Raw genomic sequence first — 25638 nt, 5'->3', positions numbered from 1 at the left:
TCGAAATCTTCCTCTGTTCGGTTCATGTCTTCTATCCTCATTGAACAAACGGAAACAGCAGCTTCTGGTTATCCATCCAGAACATATTGTCCGTACTGACCAGCTTCGTTTCCAGCGTCACTCTGGCTTGCACCTGCTGATTATTCAGCCGTGCCACGGCCTGATTCAAACCAAGGTACCCTGCGCTGAAGCCATTTTGCACAATAAGGTGCTGGAATACCCCTTCCTGCAGCTGCTCCAGCTGCTGCTGCTCACTACCGAAGCCTACAATGTTGACCTGCTGCTCCAACTTGCGGCGATGCAGTTCATCCGCCGCTCCCAGAGATGCAGGCTCCTGCAGGGCAATGAAACCATCTATCTGCTGCTCGTCCAGCAGCTGCTTCGCTGCCTGCCAGCAAACTTCCCGGGTGCTGCACACGGACTTGGGCTCAACCTGAATACCCGGATACTGTCCGAGCGCTTCCATGACCCCCTCCTCCCGGTGGATTAGCCCTGGATTCACAGGATCGGGCCCCAGCAAGGCTAAGCTGCCCCTTCCTCCCAGAAGTTCGGCCATCGCTTCACCTGCCTGCCGCCCAGCCTCCACATTATCCATGGAAATGACACTTGTAATCCCTTCCACAGGGAACTCATCATTGAGAACAATTACCGGAACACTCATGCCGCTCTTATTCATCGTTTGGGCCTTCTGAATAATGTCGTCAAGCACCTTCTCACTCAGTGGATCAACGAGCAGAGCGGAAGCGCCCTGTTGCAAAGCCTGCGTGACCGCTCGGATCTGAGCCTGTTCGCGCTGACTGTACGCCGAAACTTCCTGCCCGAACAACTCCTGAGGCTCTCTGGCTCGGTGAATCGTCGAATCAGGATTGGATGGTGCATACGTTGCCGCCTCGGATGGAAATGCCTCCACCGTCAGCAGTTCAGCTCCATATTCCTTGGCTGCCGCTTCTGCGCCGAGCCTTATTGCTTCAGCAAGTTCACCTGTCCCAGCAGGGGTGATTAGAGCAACACGAGGTGGCGGCAGTACCGAATCGGCATTGGAGATGCCGCATGCTGTACCCAGGAATACACAGCAGCCCGCCGCAACGATCCCCATACATCTGCGTATACGGGGGATGGACTGACTGAACTTCTTGATGGGATCTGCACGAAAGATCCTGCGGATGATTGCTTTATCTTCATTACCTTTTATCATAAAAATCACCATCCTCCCGTTCGCATTGAACCGGTATCCGAATCCAGACCGTCGTTCCTTCCTCCAGCTCACTCTCAAATTCAAGACCGCACCCTTCCCCGTAATAGAGCTGAATCCGGTCATGCACGTTGCGCACGGCTACCCCTGATCCAGCACCACTCTTCACGATGGGGCTGCCCTGAAGTAGTCCTGCCACCTGCTCCTCCGTCATGCCGACACCATTATCCGTGATGCGGAATACCAGCTGGTCGCTCTCCCGATAGACGCGGATCTCGATGCAGCCTTCATCCGTGTGATACTCAATCCCATGAACGATGGCATTTTCAATTAACGGCTGAAGGACCAGCTTCAGTGTCAAACAGTCCAAGGTATCCTCATCCGCATTCAGGCTAAACCGGAATTTGCGCTTGAACCGCATCTGCTGAATGGTCAGGTAATGATGCGCATGCTCCAGCTCTTCACGGACGGTAATAATGGTTTTTCCTTGGCTGAGACTTATGCGAAATAGGCGTGATAGCGATGTGATCATGGTGATCACCTCTTCATTACGACTCATGCCCACCATCCGCACGACAGAATTCAATGTATTGTAGAGAAAATGAGGATTAATCTGGGCCTGCAATGCTTCCAGTTCTAGACGCCGTTTCTGCTCCTGTTCATGGATGATCTCATTCATCAGGGTACGAATTTTGTACACCATCAGGTTAAACCGACGGGATAGCCGCTCCACTTCAAGTGGTCCCTGAATGGGCAGCTCCACGTTGAAGTCCCCTCTCTCCACGGCTTTCATCTTCCGCTCCATCCGCCGGATTGGACGTGTCAAACTGGAAGAGAGCAGCATGGACACAAGAATGACGAGTATAAGCACAACCAGCAGTACCCGGACGAGATAGCCATTGACCTCCTGCCGGGTTGTCATGATTTCATCCAGGTAGGCCACACCGACAATTTTCCATCCGATATTGGCAACAGACTTTACGGTGTTCAGCCTTTTCTGTCCATCCGCTTCATCTTCATAACTGCCTGTAGCCACCAGGGCCTGTTCGATATTTTCGCTTTTGAGTCCCATGTACATCAGCTGCTGCTGCGGATGATAAACAATGTTGCCTGCACTCTCGTCGATGATGTAGACATATCCCCGCTGCCCCAGACTGACCCGGCGACTCAATTCATCCATCTGTTTGAAATTGATATCCACCAGCAGAATAACCTGTCGATCCTGACCATTTTGCCGTACAGTAATGCCTTTGCTCATCGATACGACCCACTTATAGGGGCCTGAATACATGTTCTGAATATGAGGCAGCGAAAAACTAAGGTGGTCCGGCACTCTGAGCGCAGATTGAAACCACCCTTGCTGTGTCACATGGGCGCTTGATTTTAACTCGGCGGAAGGTCTGTTCTTGAGCAGTTCGCCCTTGGAGTCGAGCAGCGTAATGGAGATAATGTCCTCCCTGCTGCTGAGCAGGGTATCCAGCTGTTTGTCCACCTGCTCCCCTTCCCAGGTTCCGTCCCGCAGCATATGCTCCTCGATGGCTCGGTAGAGATGCGACATGCTCCGAACATAGTCCTCCAGGTTGTAACTGACCTGATCGACAATCTGCCTCGTTGTCAGTTCGGCGCTGCGTTCGGCAGCCTGTGTGAATTTGTCATGCAGAAGCAGGGCCATGATGGTGAGCACAAGTACGATGAAGATGGAAAAGGACCACGTAATAATAGACCGAATACTGCTGACCTTCGAGGATCGGAGACGGAAACGAAGCCGGAGCCATAGCTGCCCCATCCATCCGGCTAACGTTCTCATCATTCTGCACCTTCACGCGTTATCATCGCGGACTGCTTGCGATATTCTTTGGGCGAGACGCCGATATGTTTCTTGAAGCAAAAACTGAAATAATTCGGTTCGGCGAAGCCTACCCGTTCCGCAATCTCAAACGACTTCAGCTCCGTGGAGCGAAGCAGTTCCTTGGCCGCCTCCATACGGATCTGCATCAGATATTGCAGGAAGGTAAGCTGCACTTCTTTTTTGAAAATGCCACAAAAATAACCTGAACTGATATGCAGATAGCCGCATACCTTCTGTATGGATAGATCGGGATCCGCGTAATGTTCCTTCGTAAACCGCAGCGCCTGCTCCACAATATCCTTGTATACATGCTGGCGCCCGCTGGCAATTCGGTGCTGCACGAGCACGCAGACTTCCCTCACTTTGTCTTGTGCCTCAGACAGTCCCGGCAATCGGAACATATCCGCATACAATTGGAATCCTGTACCGAAGATATCCTCCATGTCCTCACCAGATGCCTGCGCGGACTTCCATACGGTTGTCAACACTTCAATCAGGTACAGCTGGATGTCCCCTCGACCATGCTCCACCGTAATTTCCCGGAAAATGATATCCAGTGCGTCTTCAAGCTCCGTTCTGGTTCCTGCCTTGAGCGTACGGGTCAGCGCCTGCTGCTTCAGCTCGTCAAAACGCAGCTTGCCCGCAGTCTGCCGCTCCACATCTGCAATATAGATAAGCGAATCCGTCCCAGGCACCAGTCTGTAGTCGAGAGCCAACAATGCATCCTCATAAGCATGTTTCACATCCGAGAGGGTATCGACCATAGATCCAGAACCCACGGTGGCTGGGATGCGCAAGTAGTGATTAATGCTGCGGATGACATTTTCAAGGGCCTGCTGCTGACGTTTCTCCCCTTCGCCCGAACCCCAGCGATCAATAAAAAGCAGAACAATGGCTTCCTGGTGCATAAAAGCATGTCCTGCCCCGTGTTCCTTCCATACCTCTTCGGCAATGTTAAGTGCAGCGAACTGCTTCAGTTCCGCATCCTCGGAGTGACGCAGTGATCCCCCGGAACCGTGGTGATCCTTCTCCTCCGATACGTTGTCTGCCTTGACCAATTTCTGAGTATTCGCTCCCACTTGGTGGCCATTCTTCTTCCCGTCGCCCTCCATGTGCAGCGTCAGAACAGATACCCCATACCGCTCACCGTGCAGGTCCAGATTGCATTGCTTGGCTTTGCCATGAATGTACGCCGGGGATTTCTGCCGATGCAGCAGCGTAGCCATCAGATCGGCTTGCACCAGCGGCAAGCTTGTATAATAATGATCCCTCAGCTGCTGGACGTCTTCACGTTCTGCCACTTCGGATGCCATCTGCGCTCGCAGACGTGTAAGCAGTTCGGTCAGATGCCCGGCTGAGAACGGCTTCAGCAAATATTCATCCACACTCAGTGAGACCGCCTGCCTCGCATAATCAAATTCATCATACCCAGTCAAAATGACAACCTTTACGAGCGGGTTGCGTTCCCGCAGCCTTCGCGCAAGTTCCAGTCCATCCATAAACGGCATACTTATGTCGGTTACCACGATATCCGGCTCAACCCTCTCGGCCATCTCCAGCGCTTCACGGCCATTCTCTGCCAATCCGACAATTCGCAGGTCCAGTGCCTCCCAATCCACCTCTATGACTAATCCTTCGCGTACGTCTTCTTCATCATCCACCAGCAATACCCGGTACACGTCCGAATTCCTCCCCCAGCTCATTGGAATAAGGCAAGATGCCTCATGTATATGTCGTTTCGATCCAAGGTTGCCATCATACTATACAATATTATTTCATTTGTGTAACCGCTTACTTTTGAGACGGAAAGGATTATATTGATATCACATTCCTCTTGAATTCATGGTAAATTATAGTTAAATTATTTCGAAAAATTCAAGAAAGGAACATGTTATCTCAAATGAACAGATTACAAGCTGGATTGATAACCACAGGGATCGGCGCCGTATTGCTTTGTAGCGGAGCCATCACCGAAACCATTCGATCTGATCAACTTCATTCACCTACGGAAACATTGATGTGGGAAAATTATTCTCAGGACCTAAGGAATAAATTAACACGTTCGTGGAGTGAAGGATTAGAGGCCATCCACAAGGTTATGGGTGAAGGCGAGGATGAAGATAAGGAAAACCTAAGCAAGTGGAAACTGTATTATGATTTGGAGCATGCCAAACACCAGATTCCCCGCAAAGAGCACTCCTCTTTCATTCATGTCTATTACGGTGAAGCCCGAAGATCCTTGCTTGAAAATGGTGATGTCATGCCTGCCCTGCTTCTGAACCCAGACCATTCAAAAGCCATTCAGTTCTGGGAGAAGCATGATGGAACGTATGCAATCATAACAATGGAGAAACGATTAGATGAGGATGGATCGCGCAGATGGCTTGAAAGTGGTGCGCAGATCATCAATAAGCCCTGAGCCGCTCAACAGCGGATCAGGGCTATCATTCGTATGAAGTCTAGATTAATAATTACGGTTGCAAGACTCCTTTATATCTTTTTATCTAATCCAATTGGTAAGATTCCTTCTCCTGCTCTACGGGATTGGCATTTAACTCTTTTACATAAATCATCGTTCGATCTGGATTCGTATGTCCCATCATTTCAGCCAGACGATGCAGTGGAACACGCTCAGCCATGGCATAGCCAAACCGATGACGCAGATCATGTGAACTTAGTCCTTCCAATCCGGCTACGGTCATCACTTTTTTAATCAAATGGCGAAGCGCCCTCTCGGTCAAACGATCATTAGTCTTCTCCGAAGGAAACAGGTAAGGGCTACCTGGACTCAGATCTTCCATATACTTTCTCAACATCGTAACACACACGATGTTCAGTGGAATTCTTCGTTGTCCGTTTCGTTTATCGGCCCGCACCGTAAGCTGCCCGCTTCGCTTACCCAGTTCAATATCGACCGGCTCCAGATTGCATACCTCCATCGTCCGCAGCCCCGTATGAAACATTAAGATCAAGATGGTCTGATCACGCAGAGAGTTTCCCTGTCCGATCGCGGAGAGAAAAGCTTCTTCTTCTCTGGGTGTCATTCGGCGAGGACTCACCTTGTCTTCGGGAATGAACTTTAGAGGTTTGGAAGGATCACTGTTAAGCTTGGACTCTGCTGCAGCCCATTTGAATAAGCGCTTCAGTGTAATCAGTCTGCGGTTAATCGTAGCTGGCTTCAGCTGTAAAACGTTCTGCGAATAATCAAGGTAGCTCATTAACGTGGATGTATTTATGTTTTCAATTCTGATATCCTTTTCTCCAAATGCTGTACTTCCTTTGCACCATTCAAGAAAATGCTTCAGATCACTCGCGTATTCCTTTAATGTTTTGGGAGTCAATTTAGCCTGAATTGTAAGCATATGTATGAATTCCTGAACAACCATTTCCCCATGTACCGGCATACCAGATACCTTATCCATTAGAAAAAACCTCCAAATCTTGACTTATATTAGCGGACATGGTATTATCATATTAATCGATACATTAGCGGACATCAAGTCTGTGGTTTAAATGCACCTGATCAGCGTTAATTTCACATTAGCACTCATCAAAATGGTCGCTTAAAAACTTATTTTTTGGAGGAATCACATGCAAACAGGTACAGTGAAATGGTTCAACGCGGACAAAGGGTTCGGTTTTATCGAAATTGAAGAAGGAAATGACGTTTTCGTTCATTTCAGCGCAATCCAAAGTGACGGTTTCAAAACATTGGATGAAGGACAACGCGTTCAATTCGAAGTAACCCAAGGTAACCGTGGACCACAAGCTGAGAACGTTACAGTCATCTAATAATATCCAAGCTGCCTTTACAGGCAGCTTTTTGTTTTTATTCTCTTCCTGCTCTATTCAGATCATCAGATCGACCCGAACGCCACAATCATACAAAGCGAGGGATTAAGATGGATAAGGAACAATTGATTACCGAAGTTGCCAAAGCTGGCGGATTCTCCAAAAAGAACGCAGAAAAAGCCGTAACCGTCGTACTCGATTCGATTTTGGAAGCTTTAAAAGAAGGTCAAGAAGTTCAGCTTGTCGGATTCGGAAAATTCGAAGTGCAAGCACGCGAAGCACGCATGGGTAGAAGCCGGAGAACCGGCAAGGAAGTTCAGCTTCCTGCAGGGAAAGTTCCTGTATTTACAGCCGGATTAATGATGAAAAAAGCTTTAAATTAAGGTAGCACAACACAGTACCGGAAAGAAGGTTTTTATTCAAACGAACAACAATAATTATAATGCAAATGCGACATTTTCTACGGTTGATGACATTCTTAACTATTATTCTGACAAGAAGACCAACCAGGATCACGCAAAGGATCACACCCATTCAACAGCCCCTTCAGCAGAGTCTGAACACACTCCATCATCACCAACTCGCTAACGAACCCTTTCATATTGGACAACAAAAAGCCCTGCTCCGCATATAAACGGTCCAGGGCTTGATTTATGTTAATCCAGTACCCAGGGCGAATGAATCTTGGGCACATCGTTAATCAACTGCCTTGTATAAGGATGCTCTGCACGGTGAATGACCTCCTCCGCTTTTCCAGCCTCCACCATCCGCCCGTGTTCCATAATGCAGATCGTATCGCTAACATAATAAGCGAGACCCACGTCATGGGTGATAAACACAATGGTCATCCGGTTCTCATCACGCAGCTTGAGCAGCATATCGAGAATCGTGGAACGCGAACAGGCATCTACCATGGAGGTAGGCTCATCGGCGATCAGTACTTTCGGGTGCAGCATGAAGATCCTCGCAATCATTAACCGCTGCATCTGTCCACCGGACAGCTCGAACGGATATTTGTTGTACAACTCCTCAAACTTCAGGTTTACGAAGGAACAAGCTTCCTTCATTTTAATGTACGCCTCATCCTGGCTGAGCTTCACACCTTGCAGCTTGATGCAATCGACCAGCAGCTTCTCTACCCGGTGAAAGACATTGAACGAGGAGAACGGATCCTGGAAAATGGCCTGAATATCCTTCCAATAGGCTTTGCGTTCACGGTATCGCCCCAGCTGCCTCGGTTTTCCGTTATATTTGATGGTCCCACTCGTTTCCTTAAGCAGGCCCATAATCATCTTCGCAAGCGTGGTCTTGCCACTGCCGCTCTCGCCAACAATCGAAATAATCTCGCCTTCGTGAAAATCAAAGCTGACATCGTCTACCGCCGCCTTTTTACGGTTGCCTGTACCGTATACCTTCGTCAGATGACGGCCGCTGATCAGTACCTTGCCCATCGCCATGCGAGTTCACTCCTTCCGGGAGTCATGAATCAAGCTGCTCCTCTTTCCTGATCTGCTCCAGGATTTCCGGTGTCAGCAGGCAGCGATAGATCCGTTCTTGCACTTGGATATTCTCAATCTTCCCCTGACGACATTCATCCGTAACCAGCGTGCAGCGCTCTGCGAATCTACAGCCTTCAGGCACATGCTTGAGATTCGGCGGAGCGCCAGGTATCGCTGCAAGCTTATGTTCCTTCATCCCTTCTTCTGGCACAATGATGGACCCCATCAGCTTACGGGTATATGGATGCAGTGGATCGAAGATCATCTGGTCCGCCGTTCCCCGTTCCACAATTTCGCCGGCATACATGACCATAATCTCATCCGTGACGTGATACAGAAGCGGCAGCTCATGGGTGATAAACACCAAGGACTTGATCACTTCACGTTTCAACAAATCCTTCAGTAGACGGATGACCGCCTTCTGTGAAGTCACATCCAGAGCGGATGTCGGTTCATCCGCAATGAGCACTTTGGGATTCAAAATGGTTGAGATGGCAATGACTGTTCGCTGCTTCATGCCACCGGACAGTTCATTCGGATACATATCCAGCACATCCGGGGACAGATTCAGCGATTGGAAACGCTCGGCTGCCATCCTCCGCACTTCCTGACGCTTCATCTCCGGACGATGTTCCTTCATAATATCCTCGATGAAACGGATGATGCGCAGCGTTGGATTAAGTGCATTCATCGCAGCCTGCGGAATATAGGCAATTTCCTTACCGAGAATGCGGGAGCGCAGCTGCTCCTTGTTCAGCTGCATGATGTCCGTGCCATTGATCCGGATTGAACCACTGCCATAATGCAAGGGCGGGAAATAGAAGCCCATCAGGCTGAGTGCCAGTGTTGACTTACCGCAGCCGGACTCCCCCGCAATGCCCAGCGTCTGCCCTTCTTTCAGTCCAAACTCCACCCCGTCAACCGCATAAACATTTTCTTTGAGCCGGGTACGGTAATAGGTTTTGAGGCCGCTGACCTGAAGTATAGGTTGGTTCATGGTCTTAGCTCCTTATTTTCGGATTAAAGATTTCGTCCATGCCTGTATTCATCAGATAGAGCGAGAACGTAATGACGGCAATGGCCATTGCCGCAGGAATGAATGCCCACCATGCTCCTGCTACCGGAGCTTCAAATACCAGTGCCCAGTTCATCAGAATGCCGAGTGATATCGTGTTATACGGACCGAGCCCCAGCATCGAGATTGAGGCTTCGGACAGAATGCCCGAGGCGGTCTGGAGCACAAAGGCCATGACAACATAAGACGCGATATACGGCAGAATCTCATGAATAATAATACGCGGCGTGCTGTGTCCCGAAATTTTCGCAATATGCACATGATCCCGGCTCCGCAGGGATGTGGTCTGTGCACGGACCGCCCTGGCTGTCCACGGCCAGCTCGTGATGCCAATAATGATGGCCGTTACGAGCGAACTGCGGGAATCGATACTGACCGAGATCAGAATCAAAATGATAAATGAGGGAATCACGATGAAAATATTCGTAACGGCTGTCAGGAAATTGTCCAGCATGCCTCCGATATATCCGGATACCAAGCCCATAATCAGACCAATGACCGTTGCAAAAACGCCCGCGATCAGCCCCACCCGTATGGAAGTCTGGATGCCATACATCAATTCCAGAAAGATATCACGCCCAAAGTTGTCTGATCCCAGCAGCAACCCATCCCCCGGAGGCTGAAAAGCCATCGCAATCATCTCCAGCGGATCACTGTGATTTATGAGCGGATAGATGGTAACAAGCAGCAGCATGCCTACAAAAGTCACCGCACCGATCATAAACTTGGGCGACTTCAGCAAAATAGAGATCGAATGCTTCATGTCATTGTTCCTCCATTTGAGCAGCCTTAATGCGCGGATCAATGAAGCCATAGATTACATCAATCGTGAAATTGGCCAGCAGCACGGCGATGGCAATCAGCAGTGTACATCCTGAAATGAGCGGATAATCGAGCTGACGTATGGCCGTGAACAGCCAGGTACCTATGCCCGGATAACTAAACACAATTTCACAGATCAGTGATCCGCCAACCATGGTGCCAATGGAGAGCGCTAGTCCCGTGATCTGCGGCAGCATGGCGTTGCGGAACACATAACGGGCAATGCGGCCGTCCCGAATGCCAAGCAGTTTGCTGTACAGCACATAGTCCGAATTCAGCTCATAGATGGACATCTCCCGCATGCCAATCGCCTGACCTCCAATGGTTACGAGCACAATGGACAGGAACGGCAAGGTATGGTGGCGTATGACCGACATGATAAAGTCGAAGCTTAGCTGAGGCACCATCTGGAAGTCGTATCCACCGGACAGCGGAAACCATTTCAGTGTTAAAGCAAAGACATACAGCATAATAATAGCCAGAGTGAAAAAAGGAATGGAATTGATAAACAGCGCTACAGGAAAAAGCACTTTATCAAAAACACCTTTCCGGTACGCCGCGATGGCACCGAGCAAATTGCCGATCAACCAGCCCAGCAGGATAGCTGGGAGCTGAAGCCCCACCGTCCAAGGGACGGCGGAGGCCAGAATGTCCGTTACAGGCTTCGGATATAATCCGAAGGATGTGCCGAGATTGCCTGTGAAGAGATTTTTCAGATAAATGCCAAACTGGGTCCACAAGGGCTGATCAATACCAAATTCAACGGTAAATGTCTCATACACCCGCTTGATGGAATCCGAATCAGTCATGCCTGCGGTCATTTTGGAAGCGATCATGCTCACCGGGTTGCCTTCAATCAGTCTTGGCAGAATAAAATTCAATCCGACGGCGATGATCAGGGTCAGGCCATACCAGAACACTTTTTTCGCTACATATCTGGCGTAGGCATTCATTGGATCCAGCACCCCCCGAATTTTACGGATAAGGCCATATCTGTACTAAGGTGAGAACCTTCTTGCATCACCTAATTATGAATTTGGTAAAGCGCCTTGATGCCTGAGCCATCCATGGAAATCTGCGGCGGAATGTTGGTGCCGTCCCCTTCGGACGGGAAGCCTTTCCAAACAGACTCATTCACGGTATCAAACACCCACGGTCTGTACATTAGTGGAATGGACGGGATGTCTTTGAGCCAGATCGTATTGAGTTCGGTGTATAGGGATTTCAGTTTCGCCTCATCGGATACGGAAGGAATCTCTTCAATGATTGCGTCTGCACGGTCATTCTGGTAACGTCCCCAGTTCCAGAATGCCATCTCGCCGAGTGGTGCAACGCCTTTCGAATACATGATGGTCATGGCACGGTTCCACGGCTGGCTCGGACTTACACCGCCCGCAGGTGTGTTCATGATAATATCGAATTTGCCGGTCTGCAGATCATTGGTCCACACCGGGGATTCCGGGAATTTGGTTCGAATCTCAATGCCGATTGCTTTGGCGCTCTGTGCAACAATCTCCAGCGCCGCATTCCAGTCAGACCAGCCGTATGGACACTCAATTTCAAACGGTCCGAGACGGGTACCATTCAGTACACGAATGCCATCTTTGCCTTTGGCAGCCCCAATTGAATCAAGCAGCGCATTGGCCCCTTCCACATCAGTGGTCCATTGCAGAGACTTGATTGCATTCTGATCAATATATTTGGACTCGGCATCCGAGTTCAAGGTCAGCGAAGGCTGCATTGGTGCAGAATAACCGCTCATTGCCAGTTCGGAGATCTTGTCATAGTTGATGCTCATAGCTATGGCCCGGCGGACATCTGCGTTATCCAGTCCGGCTTTGGAGAGATTGAAGAAGATGCTTGGCATGGAACCAGGGAGATAATAAGGAGCATCTTTCAGATAGGTTTTGACCGGAGCGCCGCCTTCCCACATTTTCCACACCTGCGGGATAAACTGTTGGGAGACGTCCACTTGCCCACTCTTGAACGCCAGATCCCCTGCCGCATTATCCTTGTAGATTACATGGGTGATATACTTCGGTGCCGGCAGCTTGCCGAACAGCTTTTGCCCCCAGTAGTTGTCGTCGCGAATAATGGTAATTTTCTGATCATTGTAGAAGTGCAGTTTGTAAGCTCCGGTGCCCACCGGATTATCGTTGATTTCTTTGCGGATCGCTGTCAGATCATTATTATTTTTCTTCTCAATCTCTTCCCAGATATGCTTCGGCAGCATCGGGATTAATTCAATGCTATCCAGCACGGTCAGTTTGTTGGGATTATCAGGGTTTAGCTTGATCTCCACGGCTTGTGCTCCATCAGCTTTCACTTCCTGAATATAGGTCCAGAAACTACTCCAGTTAATGTCGTATTTCTTGCCCAATTCATAAGTGTACACCACATCATCTGCGGTAAAAGCCGTTCCGTCACTCCACTTCGCATCTGCGTTCAGCTCAATCCGCAGTGTCGTGTCATCCGTCCATTCGTATGACTTGCCGAGCAGCGGCTCAAGTGCTCCATCCAGCTGGTTCACCATAAATAAGGTCTCGTACAGGAGTTCCCTGGAGTTTCCGTAATTCACAGGGAAGGCGGGATTGCCGCTGAGCAGATTGAAATTGGTGGGGGGGCCCCATTGCAGTCCATTGACATACAGCGTCTCGTTGCGTGGAGTCTCCTTATTGGTTTGTGGGGCCGGTTCATTTTGGGTCGTTGCAGCAGGTGGATCTACCGTTCCTTGCGGTTCACTTACCGACGGTGGCTGAACACTTTGGCATCCGGCCAATAGAGCAGCCGACAATAACAGGGCGATGAGCGGTTTTGCAGCACTCTTGACTCGCATCCTGAACCCCTCCGTGAATTCATATTGGTATTTGGAAGCGCTTACTTAACGATATTCTATGAGATATATCACATGAAACATTCCATCTCTTTCCTCAATGTCGAGACATTATTTCTTAAAGCTAGGCCAAAGGGGATAGGCATATGTTGACCAAATAAAAACAGCTGGCTCCGTCAGGAACCAGCTGTTGCTTCGTTTTTTTGAAAACCAATCCTATCTGCTATCTAAAAGTTTCTTCAATGTCTGCAGATCATATGTGGAAACCAATTGTTCCAAATGGGTATCCAGCCACTCTTCATCCTGATCCCACCATTTCAGTTCCAGCAGCAGCTCAATCGTTTTGTCGTCAAAGCGTTTTTTAATCGGCTTGGCCGGGTTGCCACCAACAATGACATAAGGCTCGATGTTCCGTGTTACCGTCGAATTGGACGCCACGATGGCTCCGTCTCCGATCGTGACGCCAGGCATGATCGTTACATTTTGCCCAAGCCATACGTCGTTACCCAGTACGGTATCGCCCTTTAATGGCAGCTGATCCAGAGTGGGCGTCACTCTCTCCCATCCTCCACCGAAAATATTGAAAGGATAGGTCGTCATGCCCTCCATCCGGTGGTTTGCACCATTCATAATGAAGGTCACACCTTCTGCAATCGCACAAAACTTGCCGATCACCAGGCGATCCCCAAGAAAATCATAATGATGCAGAATTCGGTCATAGAAATGTTCAGGCGGATTATTATTGTCGCTATAGTAGGTATAGTCACCGATGTCCACATTGGGGCGAGGCGGCAAATTTTGAATATAACAAACGGTGCGGATATTCTCGTTGGGGAAAAGTTTTGTTTTATCGGGAGCCATACTTATTCCTCCTTTTTCCACCATTGTAACAGATGTTAGATCTTAAACGGGCTGAGCGATGTCTGAAGCTCTGAGGAAACATCGGACAGCACAGCGGCAGACGCCTTAATCTGTTCCACCGACTTGAGCTGTTCATGAACAGAACCGGCAGCCTGCTGAGAATTGGCACCGGCCGTCTGTGCATGGCGTGCAATCTCGTGCACGGAAGCAACGATCTGTTCTACACCGGCAGACATCTCCTCACTTGTCGCTGCCATGTCCTCAATTTCTGTTGCGATCCTTAAGTTTGTGTCCCGGATCAGGCTGAAGTTTTGTTCCGTTTCACGGGTCAAACGCAGCCCTTCCTGCACTTCATGCTTCACTCGAGACATGGCTGATAGGGACAGCAGCATGTCCTGCTCCATGGCTTTGACCAGTTCCTCAATGCGGCTAGAAGAGTCCCCGGCCTGTTCAGCCAATTTGCGGACCTCGGTAGACACGACGGCAAAGCCTCTGCCATGCTCCCCTGCTCTGGCCGCTTCAATGGATGCATTAAGAGCGAGAAGATTGGTTTGATTCGCGATCTCATGAATGGTCGTAACCATCTGGCTAATCTGTGCAGACTTCACTTCCAGCGTACGAATGACTTCATCCGTTGTTGTAACGGAAGATTCGATCGTCGACATTTGCTGAACCGTCAGCTGCACTGCTTCCCCTCCGGTTTCCGCCTGCCTCCGGGAGTACAGGGCAGATTCCGAGATGCTGGAGGCCTTGTCTGCCATCCGCTGCACTCCAATGGCTACCTCTTCCATGGCCTGCAGGTTCTCTTCGGTACTGATGGTCTGGCTCTCTGCCCCTCTCGCGACCTGTTCCACCGACGAAGCAATCTGTTCCGATTCCCGTGCCGTCCGTTCGGCAATGGTCAAGAGAATTCCGGTCGAATGTTTAGCTTTCTCCCCCGCTTGAAGGCCACCCTGAATAATTAGTTGCAAGCTGCTTCTCATCTCGTTGTATCCGGCACCCAGCATGCCAATCTCGTCGTTGACGTGATCGACGACCGGTTGAGTGAAGTCCCCCGTGCCTGCAAGCTTGATGGCCATAGACACCCGTTCGATCCTTAATTTCACTCGGCGGACATACAGAATAATGGCTGTAATTGCTACCCCCATCGCGAGCAAGAATACGATCAGAAAGGTCTTTAGAAATGAAGAAATAATGACATCAATCAGCGATTGAGATGCCCCTACATAGAGAATCCCGATGATTTCCCCGGTTGCATCCTTGATCGGTTGATATGCCGTCTGTACATTCTGTCCAACGACAACGGCCTCACCGTAGAATTTCTCTCCCTGCTGCAAAACTGCCTGGGCGACCTGTTCCGATACTTTTGTCCCGACAGCACGCTCTCCATCCATCATCACATTGGTTGCCACGCGCTCTTCCCCGCTAAAAATGGTGACGGTATCTCCAGATGCCTCACCGATTTCATCTACAAGTTCGAAGTTGCCCTCCATTGCTGTCTCGCCTTTGTACAGCTCGCCATCCTTGATGGCCCAGTCGCCAGGGTGTTTGTATGTAATGATTCGGTCCGCCATCTCCAAATCCCGCTTCGCCTTTTCCGTTGCAAATGTCGTAATTCCCTGTCTCATTTCCAGAATTACGCTTACCGCTACGGCTGAGGAAAACACGATAAATATGCTGATAACGATCAAACTGATTTTGGTACCGATGCTCATGCTTCGCATGTGTTGAGCCACCCATTTCCCTATTTAATTGAGGTGATATCGAACCGATTTCGAATCGATTTCGATTATCACATATAGAGTTATCGGTAGACATATTCACATTATTTATAAGTTTTCAGTGATATTTATCACAATTTTTCATTGAAAAAACCAAAACATTTCCGTGTTTTCCGTAATCGTGTGCGAATGTCCTTCTGTCTGGAAATTTAGACGTCCAGAACATAACAATTAGATATGTCTGGATTCATATATTCAATTAAACAGAAGAACACAAGGTCGCTTATGATTAGGGAGTATGGAACGAAACATATGGAAAAAAGGAAAACAAAAAGAGACCCGATGTGCTCATCGAGTCTCTTGTTCCATTCTAGATTATTGGGATGTAAGACTTACTTGTGCTGCCGTTTGATCCCAATCGACAGTCAGTCCCAATCCTTCAGAGATGAAGCGTACAGGGACCAGTGTACGGCTGCTTAGGATAATGGCCGGTGCATCGATATCTATCGTCTCCCCATTAACCGTTGCCGTGCTGCTTCCAATCTGGAGTACGAGTGTCTGGTCGTTCAGAACAGCAGTTACCGTCTTCGCCGTTTTGTCCCAAGTTACCTCTGCACCCAGCGCTTCAAGAATGGCATTGACAGGTACCATCACCCGGCCGCTCTGCTCCAGCGGATCCTGATCCGGGAACGAAATGGCTTGGCCATCCAATATAACGGAAATGGTTTGGTCTGTTGCTCCCGTTTCAGAAGAAGTTTCCGAGCCTGCATCTTCTATGGTCTCAGGCAGCGGTGTCACTTCGCGTCCGAGCTGCTCTTGCAAGTTCGCAAGTCGGTTCAAGGCAAACGTCGTCAGCGATCCTGCTGCCATGGAGCCCATGCCTCCACCACCGCCGAAGTTACCACCGGGACGTGTCTGTGTATTTCCTGTGCTCGCGGCTGCATCTGTTGGTTCTGTTCCACTTGTGCCATCCGGCTGCGAAGGTGGTGTCGTTCCATCTGGAGGTGTTCCTTCAAAACCTTCCGGAGGTTTCATTCCCTCCATGCCCTCTGGCGGAGTCATGCCTTCGAACCCTTCCGGTGGTGTTCCACCCATACTGCCTGCTGCATCAGCGTTTGCAGAGTAAGCGATGTTGGATTCGAACTGTTCGGTTGTGTAGAATTTGGTTGGATCTGCTTCTACATAAGGACGGATGACATCAGCAAGTTCTGTAATACGGTCTTGGATGCCTTCCAGGTAATCCGTCAACTCGTTGACATAGTTCAAGTATTTTTCCTTATACTCCGGCACGGCAAGCAGGTTGTTAATCATCGGTACATTTTCCATGCTTATGCCGAGTACAGGCTCGTCCACGGATACGTTCGTTGCGTTGGTATTGGTCGTAGTTGATCCGGTTGTCGTTGTTCCACGTCCGCCTCCACCCGAATATCCATTGAAGGACATGTTAAAGTCCCAAGGCACAACCGTGAACTTGCCATCGGCATCGCTGTAGAGCATGTAGTTATGCCCTTTGTCACCGTTATAGCTGTCATAGTTGCCGAAGACCATGTTCCCCGCGATATATTGAAGTGCGGAATCAACGTCGAGCACGCTCTCGATATCACCTTTTTCTCCTTCAGGCATGTCATTCAGCGTTTTGATGAAGCTTTTGAGTTTGGTTTTATTCTCGTCCGTACCCAAATCTTCTGTGAGTGTGCTATAGTCGCTGCCCTCTTCATATTGAAGATAACTTCTCTCGTCGGTATCATAGAGAACACCGTCTTCGTAATCTTCACCGTAGTTGCGCTCCAGGTAGCTGTCATCCACCGCTTCAACACCTGTATAGAAACCAACCAATTCGCCGTTGACATACAGGTTGACGTAGTTCGTCATTGGTACATCCATACCAATACTACGCAGCGCTTCATAGTGAAGAACTTCACGCATGTACGATGGATCCGCGTAGTTGTTGTTCAATACCATTTTATCGAGGCCAAGCAGGGTTTGCGTTTTGTCATATTTATCAAACTTCAGTCTGAAGCTGTAACGGTCCGAATCTTCCATGGATGCCACGGCCTTCAATGTCAGATTGCCTTTGGTGGAAAAACCGACATTATCCAGCTTGGTGCCATCCACTTCCACACTGACCTTCTTATAGTCCTTATCCAGCGGACTTTCAAGCATGCTCTCCCAATCCGCATCATCAATCGTAACGTTGATATCAATGACATTATCCGTCTGGAATAATGATTCGTATGCTTGTGTAACGCCTGTGCTGTTCGTTGTCGCCGCTGTATCCTCTGCGGCATACGCTGCGTTAGGGCTAGCAATCAGGCCGAATGACGACGTCACCATCGTCACGGACAGTGCCGTTACTGCAACTTTTTGTAGTAGATTATTCAAATGGTACATCCTCCTTCTAGGTTTCTGTTAAGCACCTGAGGCTTATAGGAACCATCGTAGAGGACAAACCTTTAATGAATCTTAAATGTGTCCGAGGTTATATCGACTAATGGGCTGGTGATCCTATTTGGATCCCCAGATCGATTGATTGTTGGACCCGATCAACGAGAAGGTCATGACTTCATTATGACTGGCCGACTCATTTTTCTGTTTGAAGAATATGCCCTTGTAGGTCACCCCATTAATAACCATCGTGCAGTAATACGTACCGGCAGTATTGGACCACGTACCGGTTACTGCACCGGTTATCGTACCATTGGAATTCAGCGTCACGCTTTGGGTAGGCAGCATGCCCACACCGCTGATGGAAGCATCCAGCCCCATGTTGACGAACTGATACGTTCCCGCCATGTCGCTTGCGCTATAACCTGTGGACGAGATGCTGCTTCCCAAAAATTCGTATACAGCCGTCACCGGCCATTTGTCAGCGTTCAGGAATTGCTGATGCGCACGAACCTCATGATACTCGGTTCCATTATTAAACCGGGTGTGGTAGATCAAATATCTTGCACCATCCGTATCTAGAAAAGCGGAGTTATGCCCGCCTGATTTGTAACCGAGCGGTATGCCGGAGAATGCATAGTTACCAAACAGCTTGATGCCACGAGTCGACTGGTCGACTGAAGCAGAGGCATATACGGCCTGATTGCCCGCTGCGTCGGTATAAGTTCCGTCAATTGTAGTAGAACGGTACAAGCGGATATGGTAACCACCTTCATTCGCCAGTCCGCCGTAGGTTACATACAGGTAGTAATATCCTGCATCCTTGTCATACACAATATAGGGAGCTTCTCCTGTTTTGCCGTAACCTCCGGCTATGCGCTTGCCAAAATAACGGTCGGTATTGCCGTTATCCGATCCCGGATAAATGGGCTGTCCGGTATCCGGATTAATTTGCAGAATATAAATTCCTCCTGACCAGGACCCGTAGCTCATCCACAACTTTCCGGAATTGTCGTAAGTTAAGGTAGGGTCGATGGCATTCGGGAACAGGGTATTGTTAAAGCCTCCATTGCTCAAGAACCAACCGCTCCGCGTGCCGGACAGACTGCCTTTGTCGATTAGCTCAGGAATGTTGGTATGCTGATACCACGTGTTTACGGTTTTGGTTCCAAGTGAGGACGTGGTCGTAATTGGATTGCTCCCATTTGTGAATCCAGAGTAGATAATCGTATCGATGTATTCGTACGGCCCCTTCACGGATTTGGATACGCCGAATCCGATAGCTGAGCGAATATAGGTAGAAGACGTGGAGTAATACAGCATATAGGCTCCCTTAGAACCGTCCGCCCATGTGTATGAAGCATTGTAGATTGGCGATGCAGGCGCCCATACCGCATGACCACCAGAGCTGTCTTGGTCATTATATCCAGCCCATGCATAGGAAACAGCCAAGGCGGATGTCAAGGCAGCTCCCGAGCTGCGAGAAGCATTACCGGTACCGCCTGCCTTGACCAGCTCCCATTTCTGCATCTCTCCGCCCCAGTAGTTCCACTGCTGTATATTCGCCCCAGCCGTTGTGCTGCCGCTCGCCACATCCAGTGCACTAGTATATCCGGATGCCTTGGTCAAGAAAGCAACGGAACCATCTGCATTTTGCTGGATCCGGAACAACTGCATTGTACCGCCCCAATAGGCCCACTGCTCAATGAGAGCTCCATCGGCAGCCGAGCCGCTATTTACGTCGATGGCACTTTTATAGGCCGAGTTGGCGGTAAGGAGATAGTAATCCCCGTTGCCGTAATGCATAATTCTGAACTTTTGCGCGTCGGAACCATTATAGGACCACTGCCGAATGCCTGTCCCATCGGCAGATGAGCCATCGGTAACATCCAGATAGAGGTTGCTGTTTTTATTTTTGATGTAATAATACCCTTCGAAGGTAGAGGGTGCGTACAAGGTACTGTTGGCATACCCCTGCGTTCCCTCGTAAGACCAGTTTCGGAGATCCGTGCTGCTGGCTTGAGCCAGATGAGATCCGTAAATGTAGTACTTGTTTGTGGACGAATCATAATAAATGGAAGGGTCATGTACAGACACCCGGGTTGTATTCGAAGTTGTTGATGAACTTGCGGCCCCCAGTGCATTACCGCTGCCAACGCTGACAGCCAAAAGCACAAATACGAGCATCATCGTGGTCAGCTTATTCCATAACTTGTATACACGTTGCATGATTGGATCATTCTCCCTTCATAATAGGTTGCTTGTATTGCAAATTAACAATTACATTTCTGTGCACATCCACATTGTAAAGCGCTTTCATATTTTAAAATATAAAATATATTCTCTCTCTTTTGCAATCCATCTTTAATAGAACATACTTTTGTTACTTATGAATGAATATATTAACCTCCTCTCATATTGATAAGCCGTATAGCGATTCTGAATTCGAACACTATACTCCACCTCATAATAAATGCATATCCTTGTCGAAGTAAGGGGACTCATGTCGTTATGTAAAATAAATATATTTATTAATAAATTTGTAATTATGTAATCTTTGAGCATCCTCTTACTACTGGCGGGAGTGGTTGTTCGACGGGTACATCTCTTAAAATGAACTTAAAAAAAGTGGTGCTCCATGTTTAATGGAGCACCACTTTCATTTCGTTTTAAGAATCTACTTCCACCCGCTGAAGAAAGGTTCGGGTGCGATTCAGCTTGGGATTACCGAAGATTTGCTCCGGCGGGCCCTCTTCGGCTATTTCACCGTTATCCATGAAGAAAACCCGATCCGCAACATCACGGGCGAAACTCATCTCATGGGTAACGATCATCATCGTCATATTCTCCTGTGCGAGATCCTTGATCACTCGCAGCACTTCTCCAGTCAACTCGGGATCGAGTGCTGAAGTCGGCTCATCAAACAGCAGGATGTCTGGCTGCATCATCAATGCGCGGGCAATGGCTACGCGCTGTTTCTGTCCACCGGACAGATTGGCCGGATAGGCATCCGCCTTGTCGGACAGCCCTACTTTACCGAGCAATTCCAGGCTTCGCTGGCGGATAATGGCCGTGCTTTCTTTTTTCAACGTCTTCGGTGCGAGTTCCAGATTGGCTTGTACAGTCAGATGCGGGAACAGATTAAAGTGCTGAAACACCATACCCATACGATCCGTGATTTTGCGGATCTCCGCAGTCCCCGCATAACGGCCATTATCAACCAGTGTCTGATCCTGAATGCGAATCGTTCCACCGGAGATATCCTCCAGATGAATCAGGCTGCGCAGCATCGTACTCTTGCCCGAGCCCGAAGGGCCAATCACGGCAATGACTTCACCGGGCGTCACATTGAAGGTTACCTGCTTCAGTACATCAAGTGTGCCGAATGATTTTCTTAACTGATTCACTTCTATAATATGTGTCATATGCAGACAGTCCTTTGATTAATCAGATTTAATTTATTCAAATGAAAACCGCTTCTCCAGCGCTTTGAACAGCAGTGTAAGCACCAGTGTCATGAGCAGATACATGATCGCTGCCACAAAAAATGGGATTAACTGCAAATCTCGGTTGACCGCGGCTTGGGCATAATACAGCAATTCAGGAACCGCAACCGCATAGAGCAGAGCCGTATCCTTAATCAGAGTAATGGACTCATTCGCCGTTGCTGGCAATACGACCCGGATCATCTGTGGAATGATGACTTTGGTCATTGTCTGCCACTTGGTTAAGCCGAGAACCTGTGCAGCTTCATGCTGCCCTTTGTCGATGGAGAGCAAACCGCCTCTGAAGATTTCGGCAAAGTACGCCGCATAGTTCAGAATAAATGCAATCGCCGCAGCAACGAAACGATCAAACACCAGGTAATCGCCAATCACAGGAAGCAGCGGAAGACCGAAGCAGAAGAATAATACCTGCAGAAGCAGCGGTGTTCCCCGCATGACATAGACGTACGTATGTGCAATCCATGCCAATAGTTTAATTTGGCTTCTCATCGCCAGGGTGACCACGAAACCAAGCGGTACGGACAGCACGATGGCGAGCAAGAACATAAAGATGGTTGTCTGGGCTCCCTCAAGCATAGGTTTCAAAATAGTAGATATATAATCCCAACTCATGATTTTTTGTCTCCTCTAATCTGTTAACCCCGCATTCCAATGGAGTCGATGCTCCAAGAGGAATACGGGGTCATATTGTTCTGATCGTATGTCAGGCGGCTAACCTGTCTATTTCAATACCTTGTCTTCACCCAACCACTTCGTTGAGATGTCTGCTGCCGTTCCGTCTGCATTCAGTTCATCCAGTGCTTTTTGCAGCTGATTGAGCAGTTCCTCGTTGCCTTTTTTGATACCAATACCATATTGCTCCGGTGCAAGGGATTCATCCAGCAATTTGAACGTACCCTCTTCCTTCGACATGTAGTATCTTGCCACCACTTCATCAATGATAACGGCATCCAGACGTTTCGTCTTCAGATCCGTCAGTGCAAGAACGTTATCCTTGAATTCGGAAGCTTTCACTTTGTCCTTCAGTGGACTGGCTGCGAGTGCATCTGCGGCTGAAGACAGAGCCTGCAATCCCACATTTTTGCCATCCAGCTCATCCAGCTTCGTAATTGGGGAATCGGCCAGTGTAATCGCAACCTGACTGTTTTCCAAATAAGGCTTCGTGAACAGCACTTTCTCCTTGCGTTCGTCCGTAATCGTGTACCCGTTCCAGATCATGTCAATCCGGCCGCTGTTCAGCTCTGATTCTTTGGAAGACCAGTCGATCGGCTGAAAGGTAACTTCTTTACCCATTTTCTCCGCTGCAGCTCTGGCGTAATCAATGTCGAAACCTACAATTTCATTTTGTTCATCCCGGAATCCCATTGGAGCGAACTTGTCATCAATCCCCACAACAATGGAGTTGTCGTCCTTGCTTCCCGAGCTGGAACAACCTGCTACAACGATCATGCATATGCTGATGAATAATAGGAATATCGCTTTTTTTCTCATCTCTAGAACCCCTCCATGTCTGTAACCAAAACCCAAACGCTTTAGTTCGTTACCACGTTATCAGAGACTTATAATAACATAGCATGGGAGCAGAGTCGAGTGTCTTGCCTATTTCCTACGTTTTCATGCAGCTCAATTGTCAACAATTTGTGAAAATGCCTCTTGGACTTTTGCTGGTTTCTCCAGCTTCGAACTTACCACGGAATCCCATTGGACTGGGTCCTGAAGTGCCTTCAACTCCGTGCCCACCCATTGCTGAGCAACATTCCTCTGTTACTTTTCGTATGGAATATATTGGGGGGTGTTTGAGATTAACTTCATAAATACTAAGAAAACTTGGATTACCTTTATGTTGCTTGGATCTGTGTTCCTAATATCCGGATGCAATACCAACCAATACAACGTTACCAACGAGGGGAATCCCTCTCACGCAACGAGCAGCCGCAAGAACTTACCGAAGGAACTCCCTACGCCAATGATTCAAACTGCAAGTGGGAGCGCCATTCCTGCTATACAGGGAAGTTATTGTTGGGAGGCCAGCTGTGCTGACTACGCAGGAACCATGGAACTGCTGGAAGGAATAACTCCTGTTACTTTACTTGTAGGAGAAGATGTATCCATTGATATGGGCACTGACGTTGCCCCGGATGAATTTACTTTAGTCGAGATTGTGGATGGAAAAGCTCATCGCGTGTCATTTACAGCGGGATCATTCCAGCTGGCACAGGAAACAGGCATTCACTATTATGGAGCATTTGCCCGCTGGTCCTCTCCTGAAGACTCCAATGTCTCCCTAGGAGATACTTCATTTGCTTTTGCCGTTCATCTCTTGGAGAAAAAATAAAAAACAAGGCCCCTCCAACACATTGGAGTGGGCCTTGTCATGGTTCACGTTCAACTTATGTTCTGCTCAGATGAATCTTACACTTATTGCTGCACTTTCTCGCGGTCTTTTCCCTTATCGGACTCACCCGCATTTTTGTTCGCTGCATCACGATCCTGCTGCATCTCTTCGATCGTTTTCACCTTGAGACGTGCTGCACCTTCATATTCCTTCGTAGGAATAAGATCACCGGCAGCAAGTCTGGCTTCTGCGGCTGCAATGGCTTCACCATATTGCGGCAGCCACTTCGCCTGAGCAACCAGCATTTCGTTAACCATCTGCCAAATTTCTTTTGGATTACATACGGCACCGACAAGCGGATCCATCATGAATGCTTGACGAAGCAGCTTGTCGTCTCCGTGTACAGCCGCTTCAACCGCAAGCCGTTGCACCGAAATACTCACATTACATACCGCAGCCGGACCCAGTGGCAGATCACCAACATGAGGCATCGAGATCCCGTTACGATCCACATATCCCGGCGCCTCTATGATCGCATCATCTGGTAGATTGGAGATCACGCCGTTATTCACTGTATTAAAGTGGCCGCGATATACGCGTCCCGTTTCCAGACTTTCTATAATGTATGAACCATGTTCTCCGCCACGTTTTTCCGGAACAAATTGCATCGGTTCATCCTTCATCCAATTGGGAAAATCAGTCTCGAACCAATTTCTGCCCTCTGTACACACGCGTAAATACCCGCCCGTCTCTCCGTTGATCCAGTTGCCCAGATCAATCCAGTCCTGAATCTCTTCTGGACGTTTGCGGTACCATGGCACATATTCGCTCAGATGCCCGTTCGATTCCGTGCTGTAGTAGCCGAAGCGGCGCAGCATATCGATCCGGACTTTCTCGGTACGGCTGTACTCGGGGTGCTTTTCAAAAGCTTCAAGCAAATCACCTGTAAGATCCTTGCCTTCATGAGAAGCCTTGATGTACCAGGTCTGATGGTTGATACCCGCGCAAACAATATCCACTTCATTCATCTTCAATCCAAATGCTTCCGCAATCTGGTGATGTCCATGCTGCACACCGTGACACAACCCGATGGTGCGAACTCCGCCATATTTATTACAAGCCCACGTTAGCATAGCCATCGGGTTGGAATAATTCAGGAGCAGCACGTCCGGTGCACTCTGTTCGCGAATATCTTTGCAGATGTCCAGCATTTCGGCAATTCCGCGCTGTCCATACATAATACCACCAGCACACAACGTATCGCCGACACATTGATCCACCCCATATTTGAGTGGAATGTCCACATCGGTTGCAAATGCCTCCAGCCCTCCAACACGAATTGTACACAGTACATACTTCGCGTCCTTAAGTGCCTCTCTTCGGTCTGTCGTAGGCTGAATCTGAATATGGAGTCCATTCTCGCGAATATCCCGCTGGCATAGCTCTGTTACCATGTCCAGATTGTGCTGATTAATATCGCAGAACGCAATCTCAATGTTGTTAAACTCCGGTACCGTCAACAAATCCCGCAGCAAACCTCTTGTAAAACCGATACTCCCTGCCCCGATAAATGCCACTTTAAACGACATTCGCATGTCCTCCCGTAATCCGAAATGATTCGTTTCGGTTAATGACCTCACTTCATGGAATCATTGTATCAACGGAAAATGAGGAAGCGTTATCAAAATCATGACCAGTTCCAGATGAGGTTGTCAAAAATCCTAACTTTTATTATCAATTACAATCCTTCTCTCTTGGCTAAAAATAA

Annotated in this window: 21 protein-coding genes; 4 read left to right on the top strand and 17 right to left on the bottom strand. The window is 48.7% G+C overall.

Translation table 11 applies throughout. The features are described from left to right. Window positions 1-37 precede the first annotated feature (37 nt). Genes CHH60_RS21970 through CHH60_RS21960 form a run of 3 tightly spaced genes read right to left on the bottom strand, consistent with a single transcriptional unit; the run spans window position 38 to window position 4720 of the window. Complete coding sequence (locus CHH60_RS21970; protein WP_176476165.1) at window positions 38-1195, bottom strand: substrate-binding domain-containing protein; 1158 nt, start codon at window positions 1193-1195, stop codon at window positions 38-40. Beyond that, window positions 1182-2999: a cache domain-containing sensor histidine kinase gene (locus tag CHH60_RS21965; RefSeq protein WP_441339409.1), complete on the bottom strand. Its 1818-nt coding sequence runs from the start codon at window positions 2997-2999 to the stop codon at window positions 1182-1184. The genes CHH60_RS21970 and CHH60_RS21965 overlap by 14 nt, the downstream gene beginning before the upstream one ends. Beyond that, window positions 2999-4720 (bottom strand): response regulator, encoded by a 1722-nt coding sequence (locus CHH60_RS21960; protein ID WP_095361156.1) that lies wholly within the window; start codon window positions 4718-4720, stop codon window positions 2999-3001. Before CHH60_RS21960 ends, CHH60_RS21965 begins: the two co-directional genes overlap by 1 nt. A 221-nt stretch (window positions 4721-4941) precedes the next feature. On the opposite strand from CHH60_RS21960, the gene CHH60_RS21955 reads away from it, so the two are divergent. Beyond that, the gene (locus CHH60_RS21955) at window positions 4942-5460 is read left to right on the top strand and encodes a hypothetical protein (protein WP_095361155.1); all 519 of its coding nucleotides are present in this window, start codon (window positions 4942-4944) and stop codon (window positions 5458-5460) included. 85 nt (window positions 5461-5545) lie between these two features. Here the strand turns inward: CHH60_RS21955 and CHH60_RS21950 are convergent, their stop codons facing one another. Continuing rightward, window positions 5546-6463 carry a tyrosine-type recombinase/integrase gene (locus CHH60_RS21950; RefSeq protein ID WP_095361154.1) on the bottom strand — a complete coding sequence of 306 codons (918 nt, stop codon included), beginning with the start codon at window positions 6461-6463 and terminating at the stop codon, window positions 5546-5548. A gap of 169 nt (window positions 6464-6632) precedes the next feature. Between CHH60_RS21950 and CHH60_RS21945 the strand changes: the two genes are divergently transcribed. Both CHH60_RS21945 and CHH60_RS21940 read left to right on the top strand, forming a co-directional pair. After that, the gene (locus tag CHH60_RS21945; RefSeq protein ID WP_095288763.1) at window positions 6633-6833 is read left to right on the top strand and encodes a cold-shock protein; all 201 of its coding nucleotides are present in this window, start codon (window positions 6633-6635) and stop codon (window positions 6831-6833) included. After that, entirely contained in the window at window positions 6833-7216 is a 384-nt protein-coding gene (locus CHH60_RS21940) for an HU family DNA-binding protein (protein ID WP_369680202.1), read from the top strand. The genes CHH60_RS21945 and CHH60_RS21940 overlap by 1 nt, the downstream gene beginning before the upstream one ends. 273 nt (window positions 7217-7489) lie before the next feature. Here the strand turns inward: CHH60_RS21940 and CHH60_RS21935 are convergent, their stop codons facing one another. From CHH60_RS21935 to CHH60_RS21880, 12 genes are all read right to left on the bottom strand, one after another. After that, window positions 7490-8290, bottom strand: a complete 801-nt coding sequence (locus CHH60_RS21935; protein WP_095361152.1) for an ABC transporter ATP-binding protein — start codon at window positions 8288-8290, stop codon at window positions 7490-7492. Between the two features lie 22 nt (window positions 8291-8312). Next, window positions 8313-9329: an ABC transporter ATP-binding protein gene (locus CHH60_RS21930; protein WP_095361151.1), complete on the bottom strand. Its 1017-nt coding sequence runs from the start codon at window positions 9327-9329 to the stop codon at window positions 8313-8315. A gap of 4 nt (window positions 9330-9333) precedes the next feature. Next, complete coding sequence (locus CHH60_RS21925) at window positions 9334-10170, bottom strand: ABC transporter permease (RefSeq protein WP_095361150.1); 837 nt, start codon at window positions 10168-10170, stop codon at window positions 9334-9336. A 1-nt stretch (window position 10171) separates the two neighbouring features. Further along, the gene (locus CHH60_RS21920; protein ID WP_095361149.1) at window positions 10172-11182 is read right to left on the bottom strand and encodes an ABC transporter permease; all 1011 of its coding nucleotides are present in this window, start codon (window positions 11180-11182) and stop codon (window positions 10172-10174) included. A 71-nt stretch (window positions 11183-11253) separates the two neighbouring features. After that, complete coding sequence (locus CHH60_RS21915) at window positions 11254-13065, bottom strand: ABC transporter substrate-binding protein (RefSeq protein ID WP_095361148.1); 1812 nt, start codon at window positions 13063-13065, stop codon at window positions 11254-11256. 213 nt (window positions 13066-13278) lie between these two features. Beyond that, on the bottom strand, window positions 13279-13923 hold the full coding sequence (locus tag CHH60_RS21910) for a Vat family streptogramin A O-acetyltransferase (protein WP_095361147.1): 645 nt from the start codon (window positions 13921-13923) through the stop codon (window positions 13279-13281). A 35-nt stretch (window positions 13924-13958) separates the two neighbouring features. Further along, the gene (locus CHH60_RS21905; protein ID WP_255248041.1) at window positions 13959-15638 is read right to left on the bottom strand and encodes a methyl-accepting chemotaxis protein; all 1680 of its coding nucleotides are present in this window, start codon (window positions 15636-15638) and stop codon (window positions 13959-13961) included. A 381-nt stretch (window positions 15639-16019) separates the two neighbouring features. After that, on the bottom strand, window positions 16020-18035 hold the full coding sequence (locus CHH60_RS21900; RefSeq protein ID WP_255248040.1) for a CotH kinase family protein: 2016 nt from the start codon (window positions 18033-18035) through the stop codon (window positions 16020-16022). Window positions 18036-18149: 114 nt separating this feature from the next. Continuing rightward, window positions 18150-20258: an RICIN domain-containing protein gene (locus CHH60_RS30490; RefSeq protein ID WP_095361144.1), complete on the bottom strand. Its 2109-nt coding sequence runs from the start codon at window positions 20256-20258 to the stop codon at window positions 18150-18152. Between the two features lie 440 nt (window positions 20259-20698). Continuing rightward, window positions 20699-21454 carry an amino acid ABC transporter ATP-binding protein gene (locus CHH60_RS21890; protein WP_095361143.1) on the bottom strand — a complete coding sequence of 252 codons (756 nt, stop codon included), beginning with the start codon at window positions 21452-21454 and terminating at the stop codon, window positions 20699-20701. A 33-nt stretch (window positions 21455-21487) separates the two neighbouring features. Then, window positions 21488-22147, bottom strand: coding sequence for an amino acid ABC transporter permease (locus tag CHH60_RS21885; protein WP_095361142.1), 660 nt, complete (start codon window positions 22145-22147; stop codon window positions 21488-21490). Between the two features lie 108 nt (window positions 22148-22255). Beyond that, entirely contained in the window at window positions 22256-23026 is a 771-nt protein-coding gene (locus tag CHH60_RS21880; RefSeq protein ID WP_095361141.1) for an amino acid ABC transporter substrate-binding protein, read from the bottom strand. A 349-nt stretch (window positions 23027-23375) separates the two neighbouring features. On the opposite strand from CHH60_RS21880, the gene CHH60_RS21875 reads away from it, so the two are divergent. Next, window positions 23376-23870: a hypothetical protein gene (locus CHH60_RS21875; protein ID WP_217990003.1), complete on the top strand. Its 495-nt coding sequence runs from the start codon at window positions 23376-23378 to the stop codon at window positions 23868-23870. Window positions 23871-23953: 83 nt separating this feature from the next. Here the strand turns inward: CHH60_RS21875 and CHH60_RS21870 are convergent, their stop codons facing one another. Continuing rightward, entirely contained in the window at window positions 23954-25459 is a 1506-nt protein-coding gene (locus tag CHH60_RS21870; protein WP_095361139.1) for an alpha-glucosidase/alpha-galactosidase, read from the bottom strand. Between the last annotated feature and the right edge of the window lie 179 nt (window positions 25460-25638).

The sequence above is a fragment of the Paenibacillus sp. 7523-1 genome (assembly GCF_002276415.1).
Taxonomy (GTDB): Bacteria; Bacillota; Bacilli; order Paenibacillales; family Paenibacillaceae; genus Paenibacillus; species Paenibacillus illinoisensis_A.
Note: the sequence above shows the minus strand (reverse complement) of the source record. Positions and strands in the feature narration are given on the sequence as shown.